This window comes from Roseofilum halophilum BLCC-M91, assembly GCF_030068445.1.
GTDB classification, from domain to species: domain Bacteria; phylum Cyanobacteriota; class Cyanobacteriia; order Cyanobacteriales; family Desertifilaceae; genus Roseofilum; species Roseofilum halophilum.
On sequence record NZ_JAQPOK010000004.1, the window covers coordinates 1 to 25,500 of the forward strand.

Consider the following 25,500-nt stretch of genomic DNA (forward strand, 5'->3'; position numbering starts at 1 on the left):
GATGTTATGAGGTACAGTAATCGAAATGTTCCTTGAGAGTGTTGTCCCATGAAAAGCCTGAAGAATGGGCACTCTAGCGTAAAAAATGGTTTTCCCATTACCCATTACCCATTACCCATTACCGCGCGAAGCGCTGTAAGCGCTCACCTCCGAATCTCTGCAACACCTGCCGATGTATTGCCTCAACGCCGACCTCCTCGCTGACGAAACCCGCGAAGGGGAAATCGCCCTCACCCTCAGCGAACTGATTTGGGAAATCACTTGTCCCGACGAAGACCCCCCGGAACCCGCCACCCCCGCTGAACTGCGCCGCGACCTCAAAACCCTAAAACGCCGTAACCTCCTCCCCCACCGTGCCATCCTCTTCGGTAGCGAAACGGTTTCCACCCCGACCCAACCCACCCCAGAAGCGATCGCCTTTTGCCAAAAACTGACCGGGGTAATCGCCGTAGCCTTCCTCACTGACAACCCCCTAGAAGCGCCGTTAAAAGGCTTTCCCCCCAATCAACCAAATCTGTTATCTGCCATTGAAACCTGGTTAGAGGCGATTTAAGCAGCCAAGAAACCGGGACCCGTGCGACAATTTCAGCGACAAACCAGAGATTTTGCTAGAAACCCGGTTTCTGAACCCCTTAGTAAACTTCATCATGGCTGCCAATATCAACAAAAGTCGCTTGGCCATCTTCTGTGAAATAGAATAATACTCTTTCATCATAATCTACAGTAAAACTCCATAAATCCTTCAGCTTTCCCGATAGCTTATGGGTTTTCAATCTCGGGTCGTAAGGGTCTAAAGTAAACATTTCTAATTTCTGCCAAAATTTTGACTCCTTATCTTCATTCCCTTTAATCCTTTTTTTAAAAGCCCGTTTAAAAGCAGAACTAAAACTGACTTCCATGATTATTCCTCAATCAGTTGTCTCAATTCGTTAATCTGGTTAGAAAACTTGAGGTTTCCTTGTTTTTGTTCTTGCTGGGCTGCTTGGAAATTCTCATAAATCTTGTCACGACCTTCTTCTCGGAGATACTGCTGCAATAAGGATTGAATTTCTTCTTTTTCATCCGTAGAAAGACCTTTGATTCCCTCAACTACATCATTAAATGTCATCATTGACTAAGCCTCACGGTACTGACTTACTTTGAATCATATCCTATTTCACCACTTAGCAAGCCCCACCAAGGCGAACAAACTTTCGCCTCTTCTTTCACCTGGGAATCCCTGCAACACCTGCCCCTGTATTGCCTCAACGCCGACATCCTCGCTGACGAAACAAACCCCAGGGAAATCGCCCTAACCCTCTGCCAACTCATCTGGGACGAAGCCTGCCCCAATGAAGCCTATCCCCAAGCAGTCACCAAGCCTAGCCAAGCCAACACCTGAAACAACTCAAACTGCGCCAAAATCTCCCCAAACTCGCCATTCTCATCACCCATTGCCCTCCCAGGGATGAACTCATCGCCTTTTGCCGCAAGCTGACCAACATTGTCGCCATCGCCTTCCTCACCGACGCACCCCTAGAAGCGCCGTTAAAAGGCTTTCCGCCCAATCAACTGAATTTGATATCCGCCATTGAAGCCTGGTTAGAGGAGGTTTAAGAAACCGGGTTTGTGCCTGAAACTTGGGATACAATGACAATTAAGATCAAATCCGGTGAAATGACTAGGTTATTTTAAATGGTCAACACTCTAGCTAAATCTCTGACTCTCGAAGAATTTTTACAACAACCTGAAACCAAACCAGCCAGTGAATATATCGATGGAGTAATTATTCAAAAACCAATGCCACAGGGAGAGCATAGCGCAATTCAAGGCGACTTAATACCATTTATTAATGCAGCACTCCGGTCTAAAAAGATTGCTCGTGCTTTTCCTGAATTACGCTGTATTTTTGACGGACGAGCTATTGTTCCTGATGTTTCTGTTTATACCTGGGAACGAATTTCTCGCAAAGAAAATGGTGAGGTTGCTAATGTTTTTTCGGGTTCACCTGATTGGATAATTGAAATTCTTTCTCCCGAACAAAGCCAAACACAGGTGATTAAAAAGATTCTCCATACCTTAAAACATGATACTCAAATGGGATGGCTGATCGATCCTCAAGAAAAATCTGTTTTAGTTTATGCTCCGAACAAAAAAACTGAGATTTTTGATGAGCCAGACTTTATTTTACCTGTGCCAGAATTTGCCGGGGAATTAGAGTTAACTGTAGGTCATTTATTTGCTTGGTTATTAGAATAATCAGAGTGAGTTTTTGGTAAATAGTGATTATTGTAAAATTCAAGAAACCGGGTTTCTGCCATAACTTTCCCTGCTTACCCAAGATTCAAAGAAACCCGGTTTCTAGTCCCGCGAAAATTAACGATCTACTGCTGAAGTTTATCGATTAATTGAGCCTTGATTTCTTCAGCCTTGTCATTATCAATTTGACAAGTTCCGGCATTGGCGTGACCTCCTCCTCCGTATTGGAGCATTAACTCGCCAATGTTGACGGTTGAAGTCTTGTTCAAAATAGATTTACCAACGGCAAAGACTGTATTTTGCTGTTTCAATCCCCACATAATGTGCATGGAAATATTACACTCAGGATACTGGGCATAAATCATAAACCGATTTCCGGCATAAATGGTTTCTTCTTTACGCAGATCGATGACTACCAAGTGATTGTAGGCTTGGGAACAACGATCTAATTGTTGCTTAAATTGTTCTTGTTGCTGTTGGTAGAGGTTGACTCGCTCTTGGACATCGGGAAGGCCAAGAATTTGGTCAATGGTGTGGGCTTTACAATAATCAATTAATTCCATCATCAATTGATAATTGGAGATTCTAAATTCTTTGAATCGGCCTAATCCGGTGCGGGCATCCATGATAAAGTTGAGGAGAACCCAATCAGTGGGATGAAGGATTTCTTCGGCTGAAAATTGGGCAGAGTCAGCTTTATCGACGGCGCTCATCATTTCTTCGGAAATCTGGGGAAACTTGTCTTTTCCGCCATAATAGTTATAGACGACCCTGGCGGCAGAGGGGGCATCGGGATCGATAATATAGTTGTCGGGTTTAGAGTCGATGCGTAGGGTTTCACTCAAATGGTGATCGAAGACGAGGTGTGCCCCTGGAACATAGGGTAAATTGGTGGTGATGTCGCGATCGCTAATTTCGACTTTACCATCCTGCATATCTTTGGGATGGACAAACTTAATCTCATCAATCAAATTCAGCTCTTTGAGCAGAACCCCGCAGACTAATCCATCAAAATCACTGCGCGTGACTAACCGGTATTGTGAATCAACCATTACCAACCTCTTATTCAATGACAAACTGCAATCAGCCAGGGACTCTGGGATAACTATCGAGTATAGTATAGTCAATGGCTGTACGCTCAACCAAATGAGAAACCCATGAGACTCTGGATTAGCTGTTTTGTTCTTGTATTAGTGTTAGCTGAAATATTTCAACAGCTCAAAGCGCTATCAGTTCCCCTTCCTGTGTTTATGGTTGCAGGGGGACTCTTGGCTGTTGCCTCTAATTTTGAGCAAGTACGTCAATGGACTCAAAAAGCGATCCGCCAACCAGAGACTACCCCGGCTGAACCGACGGAAGTAATTGACGCGATCGATGTTACTAGCTATGAAGTAATCGATCCCCCACCAGATGGGGGGATAGGGGGATAGGGGTCAATTTTTAATTTTTAATTGAATTGACCCCATCACAACCTAATCAACTCTCTCAAGTTGCCATAGGATTTGATTTCCCTCTCGTCGAACCCTGGAAACCACCCAGTTTCGCCAAACCCAGTGATCGCCGCGACTGGTCACGGCACTCGCATTGACATCCATTAAGTCTGCCAATTCTGAGCTAGTAATCAAATAAGCATTACTGGCAATTTCGTCAGCAATGCGTAAGGTTTCGATTAGGTTTCGCAGTTGTCCAACCCGTACATCACGGGGTAAATTTTCCGCATTGTCGGAGGAAAGAGGACTCGAAGAAGCACTTACATCTGTCATGCCACTGTTTAAAGCAACATCCGTGGATTGTAGCGCGTTCTGCCTGTTTAGGGGGGAAAGACTCGATCGCTGTTCGATAGCAAGAGGTTGTTTTAAGTCAGGAGAGCGACCACTGGCAAAGGCTTTGGCGATCGCATCACAGCGTTCATTATCGCGATCGCCCGTATGGGCTGGCACATACTGCCAGGTTACCATCATAGAATTCAATTGGTCTAAACTTTCCCACAAATCCTGATTTTGTACCGGTTTTCCTTGAGAGGTTTTCCAGCCCTTATTTTTCCAGCCTCGAATCCATTGAGTAATCCCCTTACGCACATATTCACTATCGGTGAACACCTCCACCGCTTCCGTCTGTCCCAACGCCACCACCAGCCTTAAACCAGCGATCGCCCCCTGTAACTCCATGCGGTTATTCGTCGTTTCGCCCTCCGAGCCTCCCATTTCATAAACGGAGCCATCCGTAAAATTGACCACCACAGCCCATCCCCCCGGGCCAGGATTTCCTAAACACGCTCCATCGGTGTAGACGCTCTTAACCTTACGTTCAGATTCCATTAACTGCACAAACATCTCGATTTAAACCTAAATTTTATACTATAACCCTTATTTCTTTTAATCTTAAGCCTTCTCCATGGTAAAATTATCCCGGACTTCTTAACTGCCTCAACCCATGCCTTCCGATCCTCCCCGCTCCAAACCTGGGCGCAAATCCTCCCTCAGTCCAGAAAAGTATGCTCGCCTCAAAGCAGAAGCTAAAGCGCCCTATCGAGGATTACGTCAATTTATTTACGCCACCTTTGCCACATCCGGTTTCATCGGAGCCTTCATTTTCCTGGCTAAACTTGCTTCCGGAGATCGGATAACTACCAATTTAGGCAACTTAGCCGTACAAATTGGTGTCATTGCCCTCATGGTGTGGCTCTTTCGCCTCGAAAACCGAAAATAGATCCTCGCCCTGAAAAAATTTATTTTGTATGGCTCGTTGGGTATGAGTTACTCTTTGAGTTCAGTGTAACAAACTGAAACAAAAGTAAACCATTGTCCTGGGATTAGACTTAAAATAGTTAAAGACACGATCGTTGGGAGGTTAAAAACATGAAGCGCCTCCCTAGGCTGATGGAGTTGAGGCAACAAGATTAATTGCTCTACAATAATCTATGACTAATGCAAACCCATATCATTTTCCTGATAATCCTTTTCAACCTTTATCTGATTTAATTGCCAGTCATGAAGAGTGGTTAATGAATCAAATCTTGCACTATGCCAAGCGACAGGGATATGCAGTCTATACCTCAACATTGGCAGAAGCTTGGCGAGTCTCGATTTGTGGGTTATCCACCCCTTTGATGGAGGCGATCGCCGAAAATGCTGGAATTCAAGAATTAACCCCCCATCCCCCCAAAACTCTGGATATCGGGACTAGGTTTGGCATTCTTGAGGCGCAACGCCATCGCAGTCGGGGAATTACCATAGAATTATTTTTGGGACTATTTAAGTATTATCGCCAATCCTATCTCGATTTAATTGAAATAGGACAATTTACTCAGAAACAATCTCAGCACTATCGATTATTCATTCATCGGTTTTTTGACCGTATCGAACTAGGATTTTGTGGAGAATGGGTGAGTCAAAATACCAATAATACTATCCGAGAATTACAAGCAGAGAATCGAAATTTAGCGAACATTAAGAATAAATACTTGACTTTATTTGAAAGTCTCAGTGATTCAGTCTTTTTACTTGACAAAGACAATAAAATTGTTAACTTAAATACCTCTGCTGCTCGTGCTTTTACAGAACTGACCGTTCCCGGTTCTCTGTATTATAGTCCAGAACCGATTGAACTCGAACTCCCTTGGCTCACTCAACAGGTACTCAATTTTGTTAACTCTGAGCAATCAGAACAGCGCTATGAAACTCAATTATCGACTCAGACGGGTGAACGCTGGTTTGAAGTCAAATTCAAGCGGATGTTGGATGTCAGTGGTAAATTCACCGGCACAATTGCCCTGTATACGGATATTAGCGATCGCCATCAAGCGGATCGAGACCTGCGTCAAAGCGAACAACGGCTCAAAAATATTATTTCCACTCATATTCATGGTTTAGTAGTCTTAAATCAAAAAGGGCAAATCATTTTTGCCAATCCAGTGGCAGAGAATTTATTAAACCAGAAAAAAGAAGATTTAATTGGAACCTACTTTGCCGTGGACACCTCCGGAAAAACCACAGAAATTGTTTTAGAAAAATTCGGACAAATCCCTATTATCTTGCAAGTAAAATCTGTCGAAATTCCTTGGGAAAAAGAAATGGCTTATCTGGTCTCATTGATTGATATTACCAGCCTCAAACAAGCCCAGGAAAAATTACAAATTCTCTATCAAGCTTCTGAACAAAGTCCCGCTTCTATCGTCATTACAGATGCTGAGGGAAAGATTGAGTATGTCAATCCTAAATTTGAAAAAGTGACTGGATATAGCGCGGAAGAGGTCAAAGGAAAAAGTCCCAGAATTTTGAAATCTGGTCATACTACCGAGCAAGAGTATCAAACCATGTGGGATAGGATCGCATCCGGGAAAGAATGGTATGGAGAATTTAAGAATAAACGCAAAAATGGCCATATTTTTTGGGAATATGCGTCGATTTCACCGATTAGGAATTTAGAAGGAAAAATTACCCATTTTGTCGCAGTTAAAGAAGATATTACCCAACGCAAGCAAAATGAGGCGCTTTTAGAATATCAGGCAAACTATGATACATTAACAGCCTTACCCAATCGGATCTTAGCCCGCGATCGCCTCCAGCAGGCTATTGCCCAAGCCGAGCAGAAAAAAAATCAGGTGGCGATCTTGCTTTTAGATCTCGATCACTTTAAGCAAATCAATGAAAGTCTAGGTCATGAACTTGGGGATGAACTGCTGCAAGAAGTAGCCCAAAGATTACTCCTGTGTATCCAAAAAAGCGATACCTTAGCGCGATTAGGGGGGGATGAATTCTTGATTCTTCTGCCTAATCTTGAGTCCCTTTACGATCCAGAAAATATCGCCCATAATATTTTACAAATTTTGAAGACTCCATTTGAGATTCAAGGGGAAGAAATTTTTATTTCTGTCAGCATTGGTATTACCCTATATCCTGATGATGGACTCGATGCCATCATGCTGATGAAACATGCCGATTCTGCCATGTATCAAGCCAAAAACGAAGGGCGCAATACCTTTAGGTTTTTCACCCCTAAAATTAATCAGCAAGTGCAGACGCGCAACTTAGTCCAAAAATATCTGCGCCATGCTATTTTTCAAAATGAATTGTATATGGTCTATCAACCCTTTATTGACCTGAAATCTGGATGTGTTGTGGGTGCAGAAGCCTTAATGCGATGGTCGAATCCAGAACTCGGTCAAGTTAGACCCGACCAATTTATTCCCATTGCTGAAGAAACGGGATTAATTGTAGAATTAGGAGCCTGGTCTCTAGATCGAGCCTGTTCAGAAGTAGCTCAATGGCAAGAGTTATATGATTATTCTCTCTGGGTTGCCGTCAATTTATCCCCTCGTCAATTTCGGGAATCGAATTTTATCAATGAGATTTGGGCAACGGTTAAACGCTATCACTTGAGCAGTCATTGTTTAGAGCTAGAAATTACCGAACGCCTGCTCATGGAAGATATTCCCGATGCTAAAGAATTAATCGAACAATTACACAATTATCAGATTCGATTAGCCATTGATGATTTTGGCACAGGATATTCTTCTCTCAGTACCCTCAAACGCTATCCCTTCCAAGTCTTAAAAATTGACCGCTCTTTTATTGCGGAAATTCCTGAAGATCCAGAAGCTGTGTCTCTGGTGAAAACCATTCTGGGAATGGCCCAGGGACTGGGCTTAAAATCAGTTGCAGAAGGGATAGAAACGGCTGAACAGCAAGCGTTTTTGCAAAGCTTAGGTTGTGACTATGGTCAAGGCTATTATTTTAGCAAACCATTAACGGCTGAAAAGTTTCGGGACTATCTCAAGAGATACAGCGCTTCGCGCGGTAATGGGTAATGGGTAATTGCATTACCTATTACTGAGTTATTTCCGGTTGGCTAAAAAGCGAGCAGCGAGAACGCCACCAATGAGTCCAAAGAAGTGACCTTCCCAGGAAATTCCGGGTTGTCCGGGAAGTACGCCCCAGATTAGACCACCATAGACGAAACCTACGACTAGGGAAAGGGCGATCGAGGACAAATTGCGCTCAAACAAGCCTCGAAAGAGTAAAAACCCTAAATAACCAAAAATTAAACTACTCGCGCCAATATGAAAGGCTGGGGCCCCAAACAGCCACACGCCACCCCCAGCGACTAACATGGTAATGGCGGTTACCCAAAAGAAATCTGTGGTTTCTTGTACCATCACTAACCATCCCAAAATGAGAAAGGGGCCAGTATTAGCGATTAAATGGGGGAGATTACCATGTAAGAACGGAGACCAGAGGATGCCGCGCAAACCGATAAGATGGCGGGGATAAATGCCATATTGATCTAGTCTTCCTTGATAAAAGATTAGATCTACAATTTCGACCACCCAGAAGGTGGTGACAAACCCAGCCAAGATTAAGATCTGGGTTTTGAGTTCGTTAGCGATCGCCTTTCCTTCCTGACTACTCATGTTTGGTGACTCAAAGGATATCTTCTCTAGGGTAGCAATTTCTCCGGCTCTACTGGCGGAAATCGGCCTTGAAAATGGCTTGAGCGACCGGTAGAGGGGTTTTTCCACCATAACCGCCATTTTCCACCACTACGGCGATCGCCACTTGGGGGTTATAGCAAGTCTAGAACAGAATGCTCGGTTGTAGCTCACCCAAACCCCTTTAATTCAGAAAATCTTTATGATTAGATCAACTTTCCTGCCGGTAAATTATGCTAGAATCACGTTCAATTCTTTTTCTATTTCAACCTAAAGAGGCTAATAATGCCACGAACTTGGACTGATTCTCTGAAAATTGGCATTCCCTTGCTCGATCTTCAACATCAACAGTTACTCGATGAAATGGATCGATTGCTAGAAGGATTGAAGACGAAAAAATCGAGTCGAGAAATTAAAAGTATTTTGAAACTGTTGGATGGCTATGTGGCTGTCCATTTTCGTTATGAAGAAGGATGTATGAATAATTATCAGTGTCCTGTGGGTTGTGATAATCAAAAAGCCCATCAGAATTTTGTGCAGATGTTGACCCAAATTAAAAGCGAGATTGAAAATCATCAAAAATTCGATCTAGTTGCCGATCAAGTGCAACGCAATCTACTCGATTGGTTCGTCAATCATATTCGCCGCATTGATAAACAATTGGAACCTTTGGTGAAGCTGAGTAAACCGATCGCTAGTTAACGATCGCCTGTTCAAGCTGGTCTGGAGCGGTGGGGAGTTGCGCCGTTAGCACCTCTGCTCCCTGGTGTGTGACTAATACATCGTCTTCAATGCGAATGCCGCGTACATCCTTAAATTGGGCCAGTTTGTCCCAGTTGACAACATCATTATATTGGCTGCGAAATTCGGGATTGTCTAAAATCGCGGGAACTTGATAAAATCCGGGTTCAATGGTGACCACCATGCCCGACTGGAGCGGGCGATTTAAGCGCAAAAATTGTAAGCCAAAGCGATCGCTCCTTTTGCGTCCTGGGACATAACCGGCTAAATCCCCCAAGTCTTCCATATCATGGACATCTAAGCCCAGTAAATGACCGATGCCATGGGGAAAAAAGAGGGCGTGGGCATCCCGTTCGACCAAGATTTCTGGATTGCCGATTAAAATGCCGAGATCCACCAATCCTTCCGCCATTGCCAAGGCTGCTTCTAGATGGATATCCTCGTATTCTTGACCCGGTTTAACTTGGGCAATAGAGCGATCGTGGGCTGCTAAAACTACCTCATAAATTGCCTGTTGAGTCGGGGAAAATCGACCATTGACTGGCCAGGTGCGGGTAATATCGGCTGCCCATCCCCCCAGGGTTTCCGCCCCCGCATCCACAAGCAATAAATCACCAGGGGTGAGGGAATGGGGCGATCGGTCATGATGGAGAATTTCCCCGTGAACGGTGACAATACTCGCATAGGCTGGGGTCATTTCATGGGCTGTAAAGACGCTTTCAATGTGCGATCGCACCTGAGCCTCCGTTTTCGCCTGAGCTGTTCCCCTCATCCCCCTTAAGTGCCCTTCCACACTCACCGCGACAGCTTCCCGAATTTCCGATAACGCCGGTTCGTCATGGCACAAACGCAACTCAACTACCGCCCTCGCCAACTCTAAATCTTGACCCTCTAGAGGAGATACCGAACGACCTAAAATCTGTTCTTGTTGCTTGCGAGTTGCCCAATCTTGCACCGGTAGCGTCGCCCCATCTTTCCCCCTCTCAGCCAAAGCAGACAAGGGATAATGGGCATCCGCACCGATTTGTTCTGCCCACTGAGCGCCCGTCGGTTCCGGGCCGTGCCATAAGACCGAACCCGGCTCAGGATCGTTGACAAATAATGCTAACTTGCCCTGGTCGAGACGAATGGCAGCACGGGGAATGGAGAGACCGGCAAAATAGAGAAAATGGCTATTGGCGCGAAAGGGATAAACATTAGCCGGAAAATTGCGGGGACTCGGTTGACCCGACCACAAGATAACCGGAAAATCAATCTGTTGAGCTAGGTTAGAGCAGCGCGATCTCACCAAGTTAGCCAAAATCATAGGGTTATAATGCTTATCAGTAGACAACAGACAATTAGTAATGAATAATTATTCATGAATAATCGTTCATTATTCATTGTTCATTATTCATTATTGACTTGAGTACGCTGCTGAAACAAGTGCGGGCCATCAATCCGATCGCCCAAACTGACCAAATTCAAGATGTGTGGTTAGATCGTGGCGAAATTAAAGCCATGGGTGACTCCATCGATCGCTATCCCCCAGACACCGAAGTGCATGATGGCCAGGGGCTGATTGTGGGGCCGGGATTGGTGGATTTGTATAGTCAAAGCGGCCAGCCAGGGTTTGAGGAGCGAGAAACCCTAGAATCTTTAGTCCATGCAGCCAGGGCAGGGGGATTTATTCGCGTAGGGGTGCTGCCAACGACCGATCCTCCCATCGATAACCCGGCAACAGTATCTTTGCTGCAAGGGAAAACGCCCCAGTATCTGGGGGTGCAACTCTCGTTTTGGGGGGCCCTAACTCAAGGGGCGAAAGGGCAACAGATGAATCAGTTGGCAGAGTTAGCCAGTGTGGGGGTGGTGGGGTTTAGTGATGGTGCTGCGATCGCCAATTTACTCCTGTTACGCCGACTCTTAGAATATGCGGGGCCTTTAGGTAAACCGATCGCCATCTGGCCGTTAGCGGTAGATTTAGCAGCGAATGGAGTCATGCGCGAAGGTCATATTTCCACCCGGTTAGGGTTACCCGGAATTCCCGCGTCCGCCGAAACCGCAGCATTAGCAGCGCTTCTGGAATTGGTGGCCCAAACCCGAACCCGCGTCCATATTATGCGCGTCTCTACGGCTCGGTCTGTGCAATTAATCCAGGAGGCCAAGGAAGGGGGACTTCCGGTGAGTGCAAGTACGAGTTGGATGCATTTGCTGCTGGATACGGAGGCAATTTCCCCCCATAATCAAGATGGATTTATTCCCTACGATCCCAGTTTCCGTCTGGCTGCCCCTTTGGGCAATCGGGAGGATCGACAAGGGTTGATTTGGGGGGTGAGTCAAGGGGTAATTGATGCGATCGCTATCGATCATACCCCCTATACTTACGAAGAAAAGACGGTCGGCTTTGAAACCGCTCCGGCGGGGGCGATCGGCTTAGAATTAGCTCTACCTTTACTTTGGCAAGAATTGGTCGCCACCGGACAACTGACCGCCGTGCAATTATGGCGCAGTTTGAGTACCCATCCGGCTCTGTGCCTGAATCAAACCCCGCCCAGCTTGAATATAGGGCAACCCGCAGAATTGATTCTATTCGATCCTCAAGCGTCCTGGACTCCAGAACCGAACTCCCTGAAATCTCTGGCTTCTAATACCCCTTGGTTGCATCATCCTTTACAGGGTCGAGTCCTTCGCCGATTTGGGGTAATGGCGATAGAATAAACAAAAACGACGCTACTGTTTGCGATCGCATGGATTTACTGAATCAACGTCATGCTCGGTTAATCGGTTCTACGGCTCTTTTGGCTGGAGGAGCAGTTTGTGGTGGGGTTTTGGGTAGTTCCGTGGCTTCCGTGGTTGCGGGGATTATTGCCAATGATGTGATACCGCAGCACATGGAGAATCTCACGGTGCGGTTGCGCGATAGTCGGGGGCAATTGCATAATCACGATTTAGCGGAAGCCGTGGGATTGGCTATAGCATTGCTGATAAAAGCCAGAGCAGAAGCGGGCACGTATCCGGCATCGCAGAAGGGGATGGTATCCCTGGCTGAATATACCGTCAGACACTGGAAAACTATCGCCCAAGAGCTGAAAACGGTCTATCCTGAGAAATTTGCCAAAATTGAAGATAGCCAGGTTCCAGGCTTATTTAGCCAGGCTCTGGGAAATGAGCCGGGGCAAGTGTTGACGGAAGCGGATTGGTTGGAGTTGTTGCAGGAAGTGCGGGGGAAAGCCAATCTGGAATTACCGCAGCATGTGTTGCAAGAGTTGGCGCGGAACTTGCGGGATAACTTCGCGTTTGCCTTGCGGGAGGTGTTGAAAGCGGATTGTTCCGAGGGCGGGAAAGCCTTTGGGGGGTTGGTGATTTCCCTGTTGGGGGCGATTCACAACGGGTTGCAGCAGGTGCAGGTTCCCCAGGAGAGTCGGGAGGACGTGAACCGGGTATTGGCAGAACTGGAGAAGGTTGAGCAGGAGTTGGCAGGAATTAAGGCAGAAAATCAGGCGCGGTTTCAGGCGTTATCGACGCAGTTGGGGTTGGGGATAGAGGTAATTTTAGGGGAAATTGACAGAACTCAGGAGATTCTCGACAGCTTGCGGGAATGGTTGGGGGATGAGTTACGTCAGATCGGTAAAACATTGGCAGAGATTGAAAAAACGACTGGCGAAATTAAAGATATTAGTCTCGGAAATAGTGGGAAGCTGGATGAGTTGATCGACAGAGTTGGCACATTTACCCCCACATCCCAACCGGAAAGCACTTCATCTGTTGTCGGGGATGCGTTGCCCCAGATTAACCATTGGCAAGGAAGAGCGCAAGAGTTAGCGACGATTCATGGATGGTTGGATGATGAAAATCGGAAATTGGGGATTATTGTCGGCATAGCGGGGATGGGGAAAACCTCCCTTGCAGTCAAGGTGTATCGAGAGCGTGAGGATTTTACCCGCAAATATTGGGCAGAGTTGGGGGAACGCCCCCGGTTTGCAATTTTAGCGCGGCAGGTTTTGCAGCAGTTGGTGGGGATAGATCGGGATATTATAGAAAAAATGCCGGATGCTCAGTTATCGGCAATGCTGGTACAGGAGTTGCAACGGCAGCGATTTTTGTTGGTGTTGGATAACTTTGAGTCGGTAGTTGGGGATGAGGACTATTTAGAGTTTTTGCAACGGTGGTTAGGGAGTTGTCATCAGACGGAGATTTTGGTGACGACGCAGGTTGAGCCGAGGTTATCGTGGGGAGAGAAACCCCAGATCTTGCCCTTGAAACGGGGATTATCGAACTCAGAAGGAGCGCAGTTATTGGCAGCGCGGGGAGTTGAGGAACCCCTTGAGGAACGAGAGCAATTTTCCCAGAAAGTAAGCGGACATCCGTTAACGTTAAATCTAGCGGCAGGGATGTTAAGCACTCAGAGAGGAGAGGAGCGGATAACCCTGGCAGAGTTAACGACAGATATCAGTGAAGCGATGCAGCAGCTTGCAGGAAGGCATCGCCAAGAAAATCATGTCCAGTTGCTGGTGGTGTTGGATCGCTGTTTTGGTTGGTTATCTCCAGTTTGGCAAGAGCGGTTATTGCGGCTGACGGTATTGCGGCAAGGATTTAATCGCCCTCTGGTAGAAGCCATGGTGGGAGAGGGTATTGGAGATGAGGAACTGCCGAATTTAGGGATTCAAGGGTTTCTGGTGGCTTTGGCGAAAAAGGATCGGCAAGAGCGACAGCGCTATGAGTTTCAGCCGTTTATTTTGGAGTATTTGCACTGTCGCGCTGGGGAGGTGAAGGAAGCGCACCAGCGAGCGGTGGAGGTATATCGCAGTCGGTGTGAAATGCCCCAAGAGTGGAACAGGGCAACGGTTGAGGATGTACAGGATTATTTGGAGCTGTTTTATCACCTGTGCCAGTTGGGAGAGTATGTGCAGGCGTTTGATGCGATTTACAATCATCTCGGCAGTCATAAGAAATCTGTTGATAAGTTTCTAGAAGTACGCGGTTACAACTCTCTACGGGTTGAACTCTATCTGCAATTAATACCTCATTTACCCAACCGGCAAAACTGGCGCTATACTGCCTCTTTAACTAGCTTAGGCATCGCTTACTATGCCCAAGGAGACTACGAAGCAGCCCTATCCTTCCACCAGCAGTCTCTGGAAATCGAACAACAAATCGGCGATCGCTCTGGCATTGCCTCTTCTTTGGGCAACTTAGGCAACGCTTACAGTTCCCAAGGAGACTACAAAGCAGCCCTATCCTTCTACCAGCAGTCTCTGAAAATATCTCAAGAAATCGGCGATCGCTCTGGCATTGCCAATTCTTTCACGGGCTTAGGCATTGCTTACCGTTCCCAAGGAGACTACAAAAGCGCCATATCTTTCCACCAGCAGTCTCTGGAAATATCTCAAGAAATCGGCGATCGCTCTGGCATTGCCTCTTCTTTGGGCAACTTAGGCAACGCTTACCGTTCCCAAGGAGACTACGAAAGAGCCATATCCTTCTACCAGCAGTCTCTGGAAATCAAACAAGAAAGCGGCGATCGCTCTGGCATTGCCACTTCTTTCAACAACTTAGGCATCGCTTACGGTTCCCAAGGAGACTGCGAAAGAGCGATATCCTTCCACCAGCAGTCTCTGGAAATTGCACAAGAAATCGGCGATCGCTCTGGCATTGCCGCTTCTTTGGGCAACTTAGGCAACGCTTACGATTCCCAAGGAGACTACGAAAGCGCCATATCCTTCCACCAGCAGTCTCTGGAAATCAAACAACAAATCGGCGATCGCTCTGGCATTGCCGCTTCTTTGGGCAACTTAGGCAACGCTTACTATTCCCAAGGAGACTACGAAAGCGCCATATCCTTCTACCAGCAGTCTCTGGAAATCCAACAACAAATCGGCGATCGCTCTGGCATTGCCAATTCTTTCAACAACTTAGGCTTAGCTTACTATTCCCAAGGAGACTACCAAAGAGCGATATCCTTCTACCAGCAGTCTCTGGAAATCCAACAACAAATCGGCGATCGCTCTGGCATTGCCTATTCTTTCATGGGCTTAGGCAACGCTTACAAATCCCAAGGAGAGTACGAAAGAGCGATATCCTTCCACCAGCAGTCTCTGGAAATCCAACAACAAATCGGCAATGTTGCTGGTGAAGGAGTATTACGGGGTAATCTGGGAGAACTCTTAATCCAACTCGAACGCTATTCAGAAGCAGAAGAGTCCTTACAAACCGCCTTAACTCTTGCCACCCGCGTTAACGATCTTCCCAATCAAGCCCATGTTCACTACAACTTGGCCGTACTCTATCAAAAGCTGGGCAATCTCGATCGCGCTCGCAGCCATTGTCAGCAAGCCCTGGCGTTAGCCACCCAGTTAGGGATACCCCTGGTTGAAGAATGCCAGAGGTTGAATGAACAATTAACAATGAACAATTAACAACGTTGCCGCTAGAAACCGGGTTTCTATCCGAATCTAGGGTTGGAGTTGGAAGAGGGTGAGAAACCCGGTTTCTTTGGGTGGGGGGAGCGATCGTTACTCTCTCTCTTCATGTTCTAGTATAGCTTCAACACAACTTTTCAACGGTTCTAACTTAGTTTCAATAATACTCCATATAATTTGAGTATTGAGCGAGAAATAGGCATGGGCAATAATATCTCGCAGTCCAGCAATCTTTTTCCATTCCACTTGTGGATATTTAATCCGGATAGTCTCAGGAATCTGCTTCGTTGCTTCTCCAATGATGTAGAAGTTGTGAATGACAGCATCTAACGTTCGTCCATCTTCAATCAACTCATCATAGGTCATCGATCGCGTGTAGCTTTGGATATTGTCAATGCTGCTGAGAATATCAGCCAGATATAAACTGAGATTACGCGACATGGATGGCTTGATTAATCACGACTTCACGAATTCGAGGCTTCAGATCTTCTTTGATCACCAGATCGACTTTCTTCGTAAACAAGTCTTCTAGAAAGAATTTTAAATCCATATAAGCATCAAATGTGATTTGTCCTTCAAATTCTACCAGGAAATCCAGGTCGCTATCGGGTCTAGCTTCGTTGCGAGCAACAGAACCAAACAGCTCTAGAGATTTTACCCCCAAATTATGCAAAGTTTCTAGATGCTCTTTGAGGGTAGAAATGACGGTTTCTTGATTCATCATTTGAGGGATGGATTGTAGAATGGCTAGATGACGCTCATTATAGCAGTCTCGATTAGATCGCCATTATTCATTGTCACGATCCACATTCTCTAGGATTTCGGTCACCGTTTCTACTGGCAGATCCAAGATTTCGGCGATCGCTTCAGGAGATAAACCATAACGAGCCATCTGGGAAATAACCTCTTGTCGCGTCTCTTCTCGCCCTTCTTCTCGCCCTTCTTCTCGTCCTTCAGTTAAGGCTTCTTGGTAAACTTTAGTTTGTCGAATTTCGCTCAGTCCTAACATCACTTCAATCTCCTCCCGGCTTTTGGTGGGTAGCTTATAGACTATTATAGTCTCGATCAAATCAATCAGATTCTGTTGTACCTGTTGTTGGCTTAACTGAGATTTCGCTTGTGCTATCAGGGTTTTGGCTTTTTCCGGAGCGCTACTTTCATCTTCGATAATCAGTTTAACCACGCCTAACCCCAACGACTGTTGAGGCAGTTCATTCAGGTAAATGCGTCGCACTTGGGGAAGTTGGAGGGGTTCAGCAAAGTGTAGGGGATTTATCCTCTCCGTGTTCCGGTTGGGATAAATGACAACCACTTGCCAAGGGTGAGGAGGCTTATATTGTCTCAGATAGAGGAACACTTCACTAAATAAGCGGTAATAGAGATCTTCATCCGGTTGAAATTGCACCTCGGTGATATAGAAAGGAAGATCGGGGTTATTGCTACTGGGAAGAAACAGTCCATCCAGACGGAAAGCCAGTTGCTTCACTTCTACGGAGGTAAAAGTGTAGAGATTGGCTCTGGTTGAGGGAAGTCCACAGAGTTCAAAGAAGAATTGGGGAAAATCTTGGAAGACTTTGTAAAAGAGGGTATCGGTTTTCATCCGGTTATGGAGATTGAGGCATGAGTTTATTATCCCAGAAACCGGTGCTTATGGAGTTACAACCCAGTTTCTATCCGTATCTAGGGTAGGAGTTGGAATAGGGTGAGAAACCCGGTTTCTTTCGGAGTGCGTCCGACATGAATGGGTGGGGGGCGATCGCGCTGGCAACCAGAAACCGAGGCACTTGAGGATACAATGTCTCTACAGTATCAACTAAAAGGTTAAATACAACCGATGGTTTCCAAAATTACTAAATGGGGGAATAGTTTAGCCATTCGTATTCCTGAATCTCTAGCTCAGGAGATTGCACTTTCTGAAGGAACGGATGTCGATCTGCAAGTCATCGATGGCAACTTGGTGATTAAAGTGCGATCGCATTCCTCCTATTCATTAGAAGAATTGGTTACTGCTATTACTCCAGAAAATTGCCATCAAGAGCAAGAAACTGGTGGGGCTGTGGGGAATGAGATGTGGTGACTACGGAAGCAGAAGATCGATATGTTCCCAAGCGAGGGGATATTGTTTACATCAACTTTAATCCAACTAAGGGCCATGAACAAAAAGGCTCCCGCCCTGCTTTTGTAATATCGCCGTATAGTTACAATCTGAGAACCTCTCTGGCGTTATTCATGCCAATTACGCGACAGCAGAAGGGTTATCCTTTTGAAGTGATATTGCCTTTGCAGCTAGAGACTCAGGGAGTAATTTTAGTCGATCAAATTAAGTGCTTGGATTGGCAAGCTAGGAAGGTACGGTTTAAAGAGACTGTACCAGAGGAGGTTGTGGAGGAAGTCAAAGCTAAGATTACACCTCTAATTTTGTAAAGATTGACATGAATAGGTGGGGGGCGATCGCTTCTTGGTAAACTTTGGTTTGTCGAATTTCCCTCAGTCCTAACATCACTTCAATCTCCTCCCGGCTTTTGGTGGGTTATAGATAAGAGGATAAGCCAAATGGGGTTTTGTCGAAGCCACGATCGCCAACTTCCCCCCTTATACTCTATTTTGGGGGGGCCAACTAGGGGCTGTTCCTGATTATGGTATAGGGTGCAGTCCTTTGCCATTGGTCGTTGGGGAAAATCACAGCTATCATCGGCATGATAGATGCAAGTGTCACACAGATAGCCCTCCCCTTGGGAATGGTGCAGGGTAATACCTGGATGACCATAGGCTTTGAGGATAAATTGACAGTGGGGACAACTCACCGCATCAGAAGCGATCGCCTGTTCACATCTAGGACATTGAACCATAATTCCTATTACCTATTACCTATTATCAGCGCGAAGCGCTATAACCATTCTGATTGAGTCATCAACGAAGCAACGGCCTCAGACATTTCTACTTGTTCAAATTCAGTATAAAACCGGCTCACACTTAAAAATGGGTCAGGGGTCGCTAAAATAATCACCCGATCGCACCAAGAGCCTAACTGCTCCTCTAATCCTAGGGGAGCGATGGGGGTGGCGACCCAAACTTGGGCAGGGCAACGGGCGCGGGCGGCTAAAATAGCCACTGCCATGGTCATGCCTGTGGCTATCCCATCATCAACTAAAATGGCGATCGCCCCTTGAGGATCGATCTTAGGGCAGTGGGGGGCTACGGTGGCTAACTGCTCTTGGGCCCGTTGCTGGGCAACCGCTTGACGACTTTGCCATGTTTTCCCTGAACCTTGTTCTTGGGAGAGGGGAGACCAGACCACTTGTCCACAGGCCGTGACTGCGCCTACAGCTAATTCTTGGTTTTGGGCACTAGTGATTTTTTTGGCCACAATTACATCTAAGGGACAGCGAAGGGCTTTAGCAATCGGTTGAGCTACGGGTAATCCCCCCCTCGGAAGAGCATAAACAATTACCCGTCCTGAATGGGTCAAGTAAGCTTGCCACGATTCTAGTTCGGGTTGAATGGCGATCGCCAATTGTTCGCCCGCATCTTGGCGATCGCGAAATGGTAGGATGATATTGCTCATCTGCACAAATTGCCTAACTGCAATTAGCCATAATCATAAACAATCCAACTCGGTTAGCCGAGTATGAAGGATTGGCACAAACTTCAATCATCGATTACTCTATTATCCATGATCTCAAAACTAGCGATTCAACCTTGATTCATTCTAGTGGTAAATTATTAGTCATTCACGGTAGCCGAGACCCTCGCACCCATCAGGGCATTCAGGACTTGGCTCAACAGGTGCGTACTCGTTTAGAAAGCCAATGCAGTTCCTCCCATATAGTAGCAACCGCCACTCTAGAATTGGGGAAATACACTTTATCCGAACAAATTCAACAGTTGGGCGATCGCCTCTTGCGGCAAAATATTGCTCATCTGCAAATCATTCCCCTGTTTCTACTTCCGGGAATGCACGTCATGGAAGACATACCAGCCCAAGTACAGGAAGCGCACACCCTGTTAGCAGAGGATCTGCATTTAGAAACCTGTCCTTATTTGGGTAGCCATCCCCAACTGCAAAAACGATTGGCAGAACAAATCAACCCCACAGATCGAGAAATTTGGATCATCATGGCCCATGGTAGCCGCCGAGCGGGTGGTAATCAACCCGTAGAAACCCTCGCCCATCAATTGGGCATTCTGGATGCCTATTGGTCGGTGATGCCATCCTTAGACTGGAGAATCAGTCAATTAATGGATCTGGGATATCGTCGGATTGGGGTGTTGCCCTATTTCCTCTTTCCTGGCTATATTACGGATGCGATCGCCACAACTCTAGCGGAAAAACAAGCCGCTTATCCTCAATTCAAATATAGTCTTGGCTCTCCCCTCAATCAAAATCCCCATTTAGTCCAAATGGTACTGGACTTAACAGTATCTTCCCCAGTTTCTACCCTAATCTGAACTCTACACAACGTAACTCAAATCCCTATGACTTCTTCTCCTTCTCCCGTCGGTAAAGTCTATCTCGTTGGGGCTGGCCCTGGCGATCCAGGGTTAATGACGCTTAAAGGTAAAGACCTGCTTCAGATGGCTGATGTGGTGGTTTATGATGCCTTGGTGAGTCCTCCCATTTTGGAGATGATTAACCCGAATGCTACAAAAATTCATGGGGGAAAACGACGGGGAAGACATTCACTCAAGCAGGATGCAATTACCCAAATTTTAATTGAAGAAGCCCAACATCAGGCGATCGTTGTGCGTCTCAAAGGGGGCGATCCGTTTATCTTTGGGCGCGGTGGGGAAGAAATGAGGGATCTGATCGCTGCGGGAATTCCGGTGGAAATTGTGCCCGGTATTACCTCCGGAATTGCTGCCCCCGCCTATGCAGGTATTCCATTAACCCATCGGGGCTATAGTTCTTCAGTGACTTTTGTAACGGGTCATGAGTCCGTGGGCAAGTATCGACCCCAGGTCAATTGGCCGGCGATCGCCCAGGGTTCAGAAACGATTGTCATTTACATGGGTATTCACAATTTACCCCAGATTATCCCCCAACTGCTTGAGGCACAGTTATCTCCCCAAACTCCCATCAGTCTTATCCGTTGGGGAACTTGTCCCGAACAAGAAACTTTGGTTGCTACCTTGGAAACAATCATTGCCAAAGTGGAAGCAACGGGATTTACTGCACCGGCGATCGCCATTATCGGTCATGTCGTGGAAGCTATCCCAAACACTGAGTTTCTACGAGCATCGGGGATAGCCTAACATTCTTTTCTAGATTTGAGATAACGTCGGATAATCAATATAACCTTTGGCATCATGGGTGTAAAAGGTCGCTTGATCCGGTTCATTTAAGGCGGCTCCTTGTTGGAACCGTTCCACTAAATCAGGATTGGCAATAAAGGGGACACCGTAGGCGATCGCGTCAGCTTCCTGGTTGCGAAGGGCTGCGGCTCCCGTGTGAGCATCATAACCCCCATTGAGGATAATCGAATTTTTGAATTCCCGGCGCATATGGGGTGCGGCTCGTTCGACTCCTTCCACGCCAAAGAAATGACCGGGCAAGGGTTCCAGAATGTGGAGATAGGCAAGGTTGAAGGCGTTGAGCGCGGCTGCGGTATAGGTAAAGCTGGCGATCGGATCGCTGTCTTTCATGTCGTTAAAGGGGTTGTAAGGGGATAATCTCACCCCAACGCGATCGCCACTCCATTCTTGAATGACGGCTTCCGTCACTTCCAGCAGAAACCGGGCACGATTTTCGATACTGCCCCCATAACTATCGGTGCGGTGATTCACGCCATCCCGGAGAAATTGATCGATCAAATAACCGTTCGCTCCATGGACTTCTACCCCATCAAATCCGGCTTCTTTGGCATTACGGGTGGCAAGGACATATTCTTGAATCACACCGGGAATTTCTTCTAAGGTGAGAGCGTGGGGGATAACATAAGGCTTTTTACCTTTGGGAGTGCGAACTTCTCCTTGGGGAGCGATCGCCGAAGAAGACACCGGTAAACCCCCTCCCGGCTGAAAGTCGGGATGGGAAGCTCGCCCAGTATGCCACAGTTGCAACACAATTTTTCCGCCTTTTTGGTGGACAGCTTCCGTTACTTTTTTCCATCCTGCCACCTGTTCCGCCGTATGAATACCGGGACTTTGTTCCCATCCGGCAGCTTGTTCGGAAATTTGAGTGGCTTCTGAGACGATCAAGCCTGCACTCGCTCGCTGAGTATAATACTCAACCATCAAATCATTAGGAATTCGGGAAACTCCGGCACGCCCTCTGGTTAAGGGAGCCATCAAAATTCGATTGGAAATGGCGATCGCCCCTAGGTTGAGCGGTTCAAAAAGGACAGATAAGGATTCATCTGTGGGAGAAGAAACGGTAGCACCAGACATAATCGCAGCTCCTATGTTAGTTTTCTGTTCGATACTTCAATTTTATTGAACTATTAAACTATATGCTTGAATGTCTTTACAAAAAAACCCGCTAACTTAGCGGGTTTTTTCATCAACGGTATGATGGCTCAGTTTAAGCTAATCAGGTTTAAGCATCACTTTCAATGTGAATGAACAACAAACCCATAACCACAGCCGGAGTTACTAAACCGACTAAAGGAACCAAGATAAACGGTAAGAAAGAAGCAGCGTAAGCACCTGTCATGTCAAAAACTCCTTATGACCAATTTGCAGTTAAAACTTTATACTGTTTTCCTCAAAGGAAATTCTGGGCTGAACCAACTCAATTAGGTTAGTTATTCAGAGTCTATCCCACAGACCAGATTTTATTCACAACCTCTTGTAGAGGAGCTAGGTGGGGGGTGAGACAGAGGAAGTAGGCAAAGAATGCACCACCGCAAGCGCCTAGGAAGAAGCTGCTTGCAAAGTCACCCCAGCCATCTTTATCCCACAGATTAGAAGGAGCAGATGGAGTTGCCGATTCTACAGGAGGATATTTGACATCAGCCGCACCATGGAGAGACAGAGCGATGGTTAAAATCGAAATCAGACCAATGGTGGCTAATAAACCTGCCAGGTTAGCTAATTCTGTTTCGCGCAGGGGGCCGAGTACGAGAAAGGGGCCATACAGGAAGTAACCGTGAGCCATACCAATTTCAAGACCTCTGCGGCTGGCAGAAAGACCTTTACGATAGGCAGGAAGATTGCCAATAAAGGCGCGAGTGAATGCAGAATCGCTAATCGGAGTCGAGAGGTGACCAACCTGGGGATTGCCCCCATAGGCTGCGATCATCTCAATATCTCTGGAATCAGCCATGTGTTCTTCTCCTCATAATATATGTATGATCGATGGAAATTAGGCTCGAAGGCTTAACGTCATATCTTAAGCAAAAAGGGGAAATGTTGTTACAAAGTCACCTCTGTCCTTTAGAAAAGTTTATGTTTTGGGGATCAAAATCAGAATTGAGACAGAGTTAGAGCCAGATTTGTGGGATTATTGTAAATTTTTGTTAAGTCCTCCCCAGGAAAAAGTTGGGGATCGGCCGACATCGACTAAAGTTCACAGGTAAGTTATCAGAGATAGCACCAGAAGTGATTCACTTGGGTGTACGATCGATATCAGTTTTGGAGGAAATCAGATTATGTTTGCCATTATTGGCTTGATTGTCGGTATCGCCGCAGGGGTAGCCCTGTCCTACTGGCTCGTAGAAAAAAGACTCGATGAACAAAAAGAAGCCTTAGAACAAAAACATCAGAAGGCGATCGAAGACCTAGAGCGCAATCACCAATTCCGGTTAGACAAAACCGTTGAAGACATCCGAGAACAGGCGATCGCCGATGCGAAACAATCGGCTCAAACCACGCCCACAGACGGCAAAGCCCAAGTTACCCGTCCAGAAACAACCGAACCCTCTCAAGCCACACAAGAGACTCAACAGAGCCTTCAGGAAATGAAAACCCTGGTGGCCCAAGAATCCCGGATTCGCCAAGTTACCCTCGCCCAGCGAGAACACTATCAAAGCCAGGCTCAACAAGCGGTTCAATCCTTAGAACAACCCGAAGCCCCAGAAGACCCTCCCATTCCTGATACAGAAATCGCACCTTCAGTACCCGTTTCTAACCCCTCACCCCCCCCATCTCCGGAGTTGAACTAAACGCCAACACCGAAACCCCTCAGACTCCAGAATCTGAAACACCAGAAACGGTTAACCCCTCTGAACCTAGCCCAGTTTCTACTTCCCTCGACCCCAGTCAAATTCTGCGATCTTTAGGAACTTGGCCCCAACTGTCCGCATTACCCCAATTGCTCGGCTACACCCGCCATCAAAGTCCTCAAATTCGCCAGCAAGTCGCTTTAGCCCTCGGACAACTCGCCGCCTCCTGTCCCTTGCGCTCAGAAACCGAACGAATTATTTCCACCCTTGGGTCACTGAGTCAAGACTCCAGTCCCCTCGTGCGTGAAGCGGCCATGACTGCCCTGGGAAGTATTAAATCCGACCAAGTGTTGCCCTATTTACAACGGGGCTTAAACGATGCTGTGTCTGATGTTAAAAAAGCAGCGTCTTTAGCCTTGCAACACGCTAGACACTCCCAGTCCCCCTCTTCAAAACCTCGGTCTTTATGGGAAAACCGACCCGGAAGTGGGGGAATGGGGGAATAGGGGAATGGCGGGAGAACCCCTTACCATTTTCTTGTAGGTTGGGTTAAGCAACGAAACCCAACCTAACGATAGGATCGCCAACGATCGCACTCTAGCCGTATCTACCCGTTCAATTATGAATCAACAACTCGCTTTTTTAGGACTCGGAGTCATGGGTGGGCCCATGAGCGCTAACCTAGCTCGTGCTGGATACGCCATCAAAGGATGGAATCGTACCCCCGATCGCCCAGGAGTGAAAATTGCTCTAGAGGCAGGTGTAAACATTGTTTCCTCTATCCAAGAAGCAGTAGCCACAGCCGATATCATTTTCTCCTGTGTAGGTGATGTGCCCGACGTGGAGGAAGTCCTATGTGGTGCTGGCAGTGTGGCAGAATGGGCAAGACCGGGGACGCTGGTGGTGGATATGAGTACCATTGGCCCAAAAGCGGCACAGGCGATCGGCCAAACCCTATCCGCTAAAGATTTACACTTCTTAGATGCTCCCGTCTCTGGGGGAGATGTGGGGGCCCAAAACGGCACATTAACCATCATGGTGGGAGCAAATGAAGCCGATTTTCAGGACTGCCTACCCTTCTTTGAAATCATGGGAAAATCCATCCACCTCTGTGGCCCTGTCGGCAGTGGCCAAGCCGTTAAACTCTGTAATCAAGTCCTTTGCTCGGCTAATTTAATTGGTTTATGCGAAGCCATCAAACTTGCCCAAAAACAGAACATTGACCCCAATTTAATTGTCGAAGTCTGTAGTGGGGGTGCGGCCGGTTCTTGGGCCCTATCCAATCTTGGCCCTAAAATTAATCAGTCCGATTTTGCTCCTGGTTTTGCCATCAAGCATATTTTAAAAGACTTGCGCTTGGTTCTAGAAATGCTTGAAAACCAAGAATTTCCCGGAACCGAGTTAGCTAATCAATACTTTAAGCAAGTTGAAACCTTAGAAAATGGAGGAGAATTGGGAACTCAGGCTATGATGAAAATTTATAACCCCTAGGGTGCATTCCTTGGAAGATCAGGAAAAGGAATAGGGGTAGACGTTATGGCCACCATAACGATCAATTAGGGTCAACTAGGGTGGATTTCCTAGACTTGGA

31 protein-coding genes are annotated in these 25,500 nt (G+C 46.7%); 17 read left to right on the forward strand and 14 right to left on the reverse strand.

Going from position 1 to position 25,500, the window contains the following annotated elements:
- The first annotated feature begins 172 nt into the window (after positions 1-172).
- Entirely contained in the window at positions 173-553 is a 381-nt protein-coding gene (locus PJF56_RS00710) for an NACHT C-terminal alpha/beta 1 domain-containing protein (protein ID WP_283760705.1), read from the forward strand.
- Between the two features lie 79 nt (positions 554-632).
- Here PJF56_RS00710 and PJF56_RS00715 read toward each other — a convergent pair whose 3' ends face one another.
- Both PJF56_RS00715 and PJF56_RS00720 read right to left on the reverse strand, forming a co-directional pair.
- The gene (locus tag PJF56_RS00715) at positions 633-899 is read right to left on the reverse strand and encodes a type II toxin-antitoxin system RelE/ParE family toxin (RefSeq protein ID WP_283760706.1); all 267 of its coding nucleotides are present in this window, start codon (positions 897-899) and stop codon (positions 633-635) included.
- A gap of 2 nt (positions 900-901) precedes the next feature.
- A complete protein-coding gene (locus PJF56_RS00720) occupies positions 902-1,108 on the reverse strand; it encodes a hypothetical protein (RefSeq protein WP_347179399.1) in 207 nt (68 codons plus the stop codon).
- A 147-nt stretch (positions 1,109-1,255) separates the two neighbouring features.
- Here PJF56_RS00720 and PJF56_RS22310 point away from each other — a divergent pair, with 147 nt between their 5' ends.
- The 3 genes from PJF56_RS22310 to PJF56_RS00725 all read left to right on the forward strand — a co-directional run bounded on the left by PJF56_RS22310 (position 1,256) and on the right by PJF56_RS00725 (position 2,238).
- Positions 1,256-1,381, forward strand: a complete 126-nt coding sequence (locus PJF56_RS22310; RefSeq protein WP_430540863.1) for a hypothetical protein — start codon at positions 1,256-1,258, stop codon at positions 1,379-1,381.
- A gap of 44 nt (positions 1,382-1,425) precedes the next feature.
- Complete coding sequence (locus PJF56_RS22315; protein WP_430540864.1) at positions 1,426-1,596, forward strand: NACHT C-terminal alpha/beta 1 domain-containing protein; 171 nt, start codon at positions 1,426-1,428, stop codon at positions 1,594-1,596.
- Positions 1,597-1,674: 78 nt separating this feature from the next.
- Positions 1,675-2,238: a Uma2 family endonuclease gene (locus PJF56_RS00725; protein ID WP_283760708.1), complete on the forward strand. Its 564-nt coding sequence runs from the start codon at positions 1,675-1,677 to the stop codon at positions 2,236-2,238.
- Between the two features lie 125 nt (positions 2,239-2,363).
- Here the strand turns inward: PJF56_RS00725 and PJF56_RS00730 are convergent, their stop codons facing one another.
- Positions 2,364-3,290: a DHH family phosphoesterase gene (locus PJF56_RS00730; protein ID WP_283760709.1), complete on the reverse strand. Its 927-nt coding sequence runs from the start codon at positions 3,288-3,290 to the stop codon at positions 2,364-2,366.
- Between the two features lie 105 nt (positions 3,291-3,395).
- Here PJF56_RS00730 and PJF56_RS00735 point away from each other — a divergent pair, with 105 nt between their 5' ends.
- A complete protein-coding gene (locus PJF56_RS00735) occupies positions 3,396-3,668 on the forward strand; it encodes a hypothetical protein (protein WP_283760710.1) in 273 nt (90 codons plus the stop codon).
- A gap of 42 nt (positions 3,669-3,710) precedes the next feature.
- Here the strand turns inward: PJF56_RS00735 and rnhA are convergent, their stop codons facing one another.
- Complete coding sequence (rnhA, locus tag PJF56_RS00740) at positions 3,711-4,571, reverse strand: ribonuclease HI (protein WP_283760711.1); 861 nt, start codon at positions 4,569-4,571, stop codon at positions 3,711-3,713.
- Positions 4,572-4,671: 100 nt separating this feature from the next.
- Here rnhA and PJF56_RS00745 point away from each other — a divergent pair, with 100 nt between their 5' ends.
- Positions 4,672-4,947 (forward strand): DUF3493 domain-containing protein, encoded by a 276-nt coding sequence (locus PJF56_RS00745; RefSeq protein ID WP_283760712.1) that lies wholly within the window; start codon positions 4,672-4,674, stop codon positions 4,945-4,947.
- A 211-nt stretch (positions 4,948-5,158) separates the two neighbouring features.
- A complete protein-coding gene (locus PJF56_RS00750) occupies positions 5,159-8,047 on the forward strand; it encodes a sensor domain-containing protein (RefSeq protein WP_283760713.1) in 2,889 nt (962 codons plus the stop codon).
- A gap of 27 nt (positions 8,048-8,074) precedes the next feature.
- Here the strand turns inward: PJF56_RS00750 and PJF56_RS00755 are convergent, their stop codons facing one another.
- Complete coding sequence (locus tag PJF56_RS00755) at positions 8,075-8,650, reverse strand: rhomboid family intramembrane serine protease (RefSeq protein WP_347179400.1); 576 nt, start codon at positions 8,648-8,650, stop codon at positions 8,075-8,077.
- Positions 8,651-8,953: 303 nt separating this feature from the next.
- Here PJF56_RS00755 and PJF56_RS00760 point away from each other — a divergent pair, with 303 nt between their 5' ends.
- Positions 8,954-9,370 (forward strand): bacteriohemerythrin, encoded by a 417-nt coding sequence (locus tag PJF56_RS00760; protein WP_283760715.1) that lies wholly within the window; start codon positions 8,954-8,956, stop codon positions 9,368-9,370.
- On the opposite strand, the gene PJF56_RS00765 is transcribed toward PJF56_RS00760, so the two are convergent.
- Positions 9,363-10,715 (reverse strand): aminopeptidase P family protein, encoded by a 1,353-nt coding sequence (locus PJF56_RS00765; protein WP_283760716.1) that lies wholly within the window; start codon positions 10,713-10,715, stop codon positions 9,363-9,365. The two genes, PJF56_RS00760 and PJF56_RS00765, sit on opposite strands and share 8 nt — an antisense overlap.
- A 98-nt stretch (positions 10,716-10,813) precedes the next feature.
- Between PJF56_RS00765 and PJF56_RS00770 the strand changes: the two genes are divergently transcribed.
- Both PJF56_RS00770 and PJF56_RS00775 read left to right on the forward strand, forming a co-directional pair.
- The gene (locus PJF56_RS00770; protein WP_283760717.1) at positions 10,814-12,106 is read left to right on the forward strand and encodes a dihydroorotase; all 1,293 of its coding nucleotides are present in this window, start codon (positions 10,814-10,816) and stop codon (positions 12,104-12,106) included.
- Positions 12,043-15,804 (forward strand): tetratricopeptide repeat protein, encoded by a 3,762-nt coding sequence (locus PJF56_RS00775; RefSeq protein WP_283760718.1) that lies wholly within the window; start codon positions 12,043-12,045, stop codon positions 15,802-15,804. Before PJF56_RS00770 ends, PJF56_RS00775 begins: the two co-directional genes overlap by 64 nt.
- Before the next feature lie 96 nt (positions 15,805-15,900).
- Here the strand turns inward: PJF56_RS00775 and PJF56_RS00780 are convergent, their stop codons facing one another.
- The 3 genes from PJF56_RS00780 to PJF56_RS00790 all read right to left on the reverse strand — a co-directional run bounded on the left by PJF56_RS00780 (position 15,901) and on the right by PJF56_RS00790 (position 17,407).
- Positions 15,901-16,248, reverse strand: coding sequence for a HepT-like ribonuclease domain-containing protein (locus PJF56_RS00780; protein WP_283760719.1), 348 nt, complete (start codon positions 16,246-16,248; stop codon positions 15,901-15,903).
- Positions 16,238-16,528, reverse strand: coding sequence for a nucleotidyltransferase family protein (locus PJF56_RS00785; RefSeq protein WP_283760720.1), 291 nt, complete (start codon positions 16,526-16,528; stop codon positions 16,238-16,240). The genes PJF56_RS00780 and PJF56_RS00785 overlap by 11 nt, the downstream gene beginning before the upstream one ends.
- A 66-nt stretch (positions 16,529-16,594) precedes the next feature.
- Positions 16,595-17,407 carry an Rpn family recombination-promoting nuclease/putative transposase gene (locus PJF56_RS00790; protein WP_283760721.1) on the reverse strand — a complete coding sequence of 271 codons (813 nt, stop codon included), beginning with the start codon at positions 17,405-17,407 and terminating at the stop codon, positions 16,595-16,597.
- 234 nt (positions 17,408-17,641) lie between these two features.
- Between PJF56_RS00790 and PJF56_RS00795 the strand changes: the two genes are divergently transcribed.
- Positions 17,642-17,884 (forward strand): AbrB/MazE/SpoVT family DNA-binding domain-containing protein, encoded by a 243-nt coding sequence (locus PJF56_RS00795; RefSeq protein WP_283760722.1) that lies wholly within the window; start codon positions 17,642-17,644, stop codon positions 17,882-17,884.
- Positions 17,878-18,231, forward strand: coding sequence for an endoribonuclease MazF (gene mazF / locus PJF56_RS00800; protein ID WP_283760723.1), 354 nt, complete (start codon positions 17,878-17,880; stop codon positions 18,229-18,231). Before PJF56_RS00795 ends, mazF begins: the two co-directional genes overlap by 7 nt.
- Positions 18,232-18,311: 80 nt before the next feature.
- Here mazF and PJF56_RS00805 read toward each other — a convergent pair whose 3' ends face one another.
- Entirely contained in the window at positions 18,312-18,656 is a 345-nt protein-coding gene (locus PJF56_RS00805; protein ID WP_283760724.1) for a zinc ribbon domain-containing protein, read from the reverse strand.
- A 38-nt stretch (positions 18,657-18,694) separates the two neighbouring features.
- Positions 18,695-19,372: a phosphoribosyltransferase gene (locus tag PJF56_RS00810; RefSeq protein ID WP_283760725.1), complete on the reverse strand. Its 678-nt coding sequence runs from the start codon at positions 19,370-19,372 to the stop codon at positions 18,695-18,697.
- A 134-nt stretch (positions 19,373-19,506) separates the two neighbouring features.
- Here PJF56_RS00810 and PJF56_RS00815 point away from each other — a divergent pair, with 134 nt between their 5' ends.
- A complete protein-coding gene (locus tag PJF56_RS00815; protein WP_283760726.1) occupies positions 19,507-20,256 on the forward strand; it encodes a sirohydrochlorin chelatase in 750 nt (249 codons plus the stop codon).
- Positions 20,257-20,283: 27 nt separating this feature from the next.
- Complete coding sequence (cobA, locus tag PJF56_RS00820; RefSeq protein ID WP_283760727.1) at positions 20,284-21,060, forward strand: uroporphyrinogen-III C-methyltransferase; 777 nt, start codon at positions 20,284-20,286, stop codon at positions 21,058-21,060.
- Between the two features lie 9 nt (positions 21,061-21,069).
- Here the strand turns inward: cobA and PJF56_RS00825 are convergent, their stop codons facing one another.
- From PJF56_RS00825 to PJF56_RS00835, 3 genes are all read right to left on the reverse strand, one after another.
- Entirely contained in the window at positions 21,070-22,194 is a 1,125-nt protein-coding gene (locus tag PJF56_RS00825) for an alkene reductase (protein WP_283760728.1), read from the reverse strand.
- A 148-nt stretch (positions 22,195-22,342) separates the two neighbouring features.
- Positions 22,343-22,459, reverse strand: coding sequence for a photosystem I reaction center subunit VIII (locus PJF56_RS00830; RefSeq protein WP_283760729.1), 117 nt, complete (start codon positions 22,457-22,459; stop codon positions 22,343-22,345).
- A gap of 102 nt (positions 22,460-22,561) precedes the next feature.
- On the reverse strand, positions 22,562-23,071 hold the full coding sequence (locus PJF56_RS00835) for a photosystem I reaction center subunit XI (protein WP_283760730.1): 510 nt from the start codon (positions 23,069-23,071) through the stop codon (positions 22,562-22,564).
- 325 nt (positions 23,072-23,396) lie between these two features.
- Here PJF56_RS00835 and PJF56_RS00840 point away from each other — a divergent pair, with 325 nt between their 5' ends.
- The 3 genes from PJF56_RS00840 to PJF56_RS00850 all read left to right on the forward strand — a co-directional run bounded on the left by PJF56_RS00840 (position 23,397) and on the right by PJF56_RS00850 (position 25,400).
- Positions 23,397-23,909 carry a hypothetical protein gene (locus PJF56_RS00840; protein WP_283760731.1) on the forward strand — a complete coding sequence of 171 codons (513 nt, stop codon included), beginning with the start codon at positions 23,397-23,399 and terminating at the stop codon, positions 23,907-23,909.
- 149 nt (positions 23,910-24,058) lie between these two features.
- Positions 24,059-24,415: a HEAT repeat domain-containing protein gene (locus PJF56_RS00845; RefSeq protein ID WP_283760732.1), complete on the forward strand. Its 357-nt coding sequence runs from the start codon at positions 24,059-24,061 to the stop codon at positions 24,413-24,415.
- A gap of 115 nt (positions 24,416-24,530) precedes the next feature.
- Positions 24,531-25,400: an NAD(P)-dependent oxidoreductase gene (locus tag PJF56_RS00850; RefSeq protein ID WP_283760733.1), complete on the forward strand. Its 870-nt coding sequence runs from the start codon at positions 24,531-24,533 to the stop codon at positions 25,398-25,400.
- The last annotated feature ends 100 nt before the right edge of the window (positions 25,401-25,500 follow it).

What these genes read in the sequence shown, in the direction of transcription:
- PJF56_RS00850 (WP_283760733.1), top strand. Translation starts at nt 24,531, where the DNA reads ATGAATCAACAACTCGCTTTTTTAGGACTCGGAGTCATGGGTGGGCCC.
- PJF56_RS00725 (WP_283760708.1), top strand. Translation starts at nt 1,675, where the DNA reads ATGGTCAACACTCTAGCTAAATCTCTGACTCTCGAAGAATTTTTACAA.
- PJF56_RS00730 (WP_283760709.1), bottom strand. Translation starts at nt 3,290, where the DNA reads ATGGTTGATTCACAATACCGGTTAGTCACGCGCAGTGATTTTGATGGA.
- PJF56_RS00745 (WP_283760712.1), top strand. Translation starts at nt 4,672, where the DNA reads ATGCCTTCCGATCCTCCCCGCTCCAAACCTGGGCGCAAATCCTCCCTC.
- PJF56_RS00755 (WP_347179400.1), bottom strand. Translation starts at nt 8,650, where the DNA reads ATGAGTAGTCAGGAAGGAAAGGCGATCGCTAACGAACTCAAAACCCAG.
- PJF56_RS00785 (WP_283760720.1), bottom strand. Translation starts at nt 16,528, where the DNA reads ATGAATCAAGAAACCGTCATTTCTACCCTCAAAGAGCATCTAGAAACT.
- PJF56_RS00765 (WP_283760716.1), bottom strand. Translation starts at nt 10,715, where the DNA reads ATGATTTTGGCTAACTTGGTGAGATCGCGCTGCTCTAACCTAGCTCAA.
- PJF56_RS00810 (WP_283760725.1), bottom strand. Translation starts at nt 19,372, where the DNA reads ATGAGCAATATCATCCTACCATTTCGCGATCGCCAAGATGCGGGCGAA.
- PJF56_RS00790 (WP_283760721.1), bottom strand. Translation starts at nt 17,407, where the DNA reads ATGAAAACCGATACCCTCTTTTACAAAGTCTTCCAAGATTTTCCCCAA.
- PJF56_RS00735 (WP_283760710.1), top strand. Translation starts at nt 3,396, where the DNA reads ATGAGACTCTGGATTAGCTGTTTTGTTCTTGTATTAGTGTTAGCTGAA.
- cobA (WP_283760727.1), top strand. Translation starts at nt 20,284, where the DNA reads ATGACTTCTTCTCCTTCTCCCGTCGGTAAAGTCTATCTCGTTGGGGCT.
- PJF56_RS00805 (WP_283760724.1), bottom strand. Translation starts at nt 18,656, where the DNA reads ATGGTTCAATGTCCTAGATGTGAACAGGCGATCGCTTCTGATGCGGTG.
- PJF56_RS00760 (WP_283760715.1), top strand. Translation starts at nt 8,954, where the DNA reads ATGCCACGAACTTGGACTGATTCTCTGAAAATTGGCATTCCCTTGCTC.
- PJF56_RS00840 (WP_283760731.1), top strand. Translation starts at nt 23,397, where the DNA reads ATGTTTGCCATTATTGGCTTGATTGTCGGTATCGCCGCAGGGGTAGCC.
- rnhA (WP_283760711.1), bottom strand. Translation starts at nt 4,571, where the DNA reads ATGTTTGTGCAGTTAATGGAATCTGAACGTAAGGTTAAGAGCGTCTAC.
- PJF56_RS00795 (WP_283760722.1), top strand. Translation starts at nt 17,642, where the DNA reads ATGGTTTCCAAAATTACTAAATGGGGGAATAGTTTAGCCATTCGTATT.
- PJF56_RS00835 (WP_283760730.1), bottom strand. Translation starts at nt 23,071, where the DNA reads ATGGCTGATTCCAGAGATATTGAGATGATCGCAGCCTATGGGGGCAAT.
- PJF56_RS00720 (WP_347179399.1), bottom strand. Translation starts at nt 1,108, where the DNA reads ATGACATTTAATGATGTAGTTGAGGGAATCAAAGGTCTTTCTACGGAT.
- PJF56_RS00715 (WP_283760706.1), bottom strand. Translation starts at nt 899, where the DNA reads ATGGAAGTCAGTTTTAGTTCTGCTTTTAAACGGGCTTTTAAAAAAAGG.
- PJF56_RS00825 (WP_283760728.1), bottom strand. Translation starts at nt 22,194, where the DNA reads ATGTCTGGTGCTACCGTTTCTTCTCCCACAGATGAATCCTTATCTGTC.
- PJF56_RS00830 (WP_283760729.1), bottom strand. Translation starts at nt 22,459, where the DNA reads ATGACAGGTGCTTACGCTGCTTCTTTCTTACCGTTTATCTTGGTTCCT.
- PJF56_RS00780 (WP_283760719.1), bottom strand. Translation starts at nt 16,248, where the DNA reads ATGTCGCGTAATCTCAGTTTATATCTGGCTGATATTCTCAGCAGCATT.
- PJF56_RS00750 (WP_283760713.1), top strand. Translation starts at nt 5,159, where the DNA reads ATGACTAATGCAAACCCATATCATTTTCCTGATAATCCTTTTCAACCT.
- PJF56_RS00710 (WP_283760705.1), top strand. Translation starts at nt 173, where the DNA reads ATGTATTGCCTCAACGCCGACCTCCTCGCTGACGAAACCCGCGAAGGG.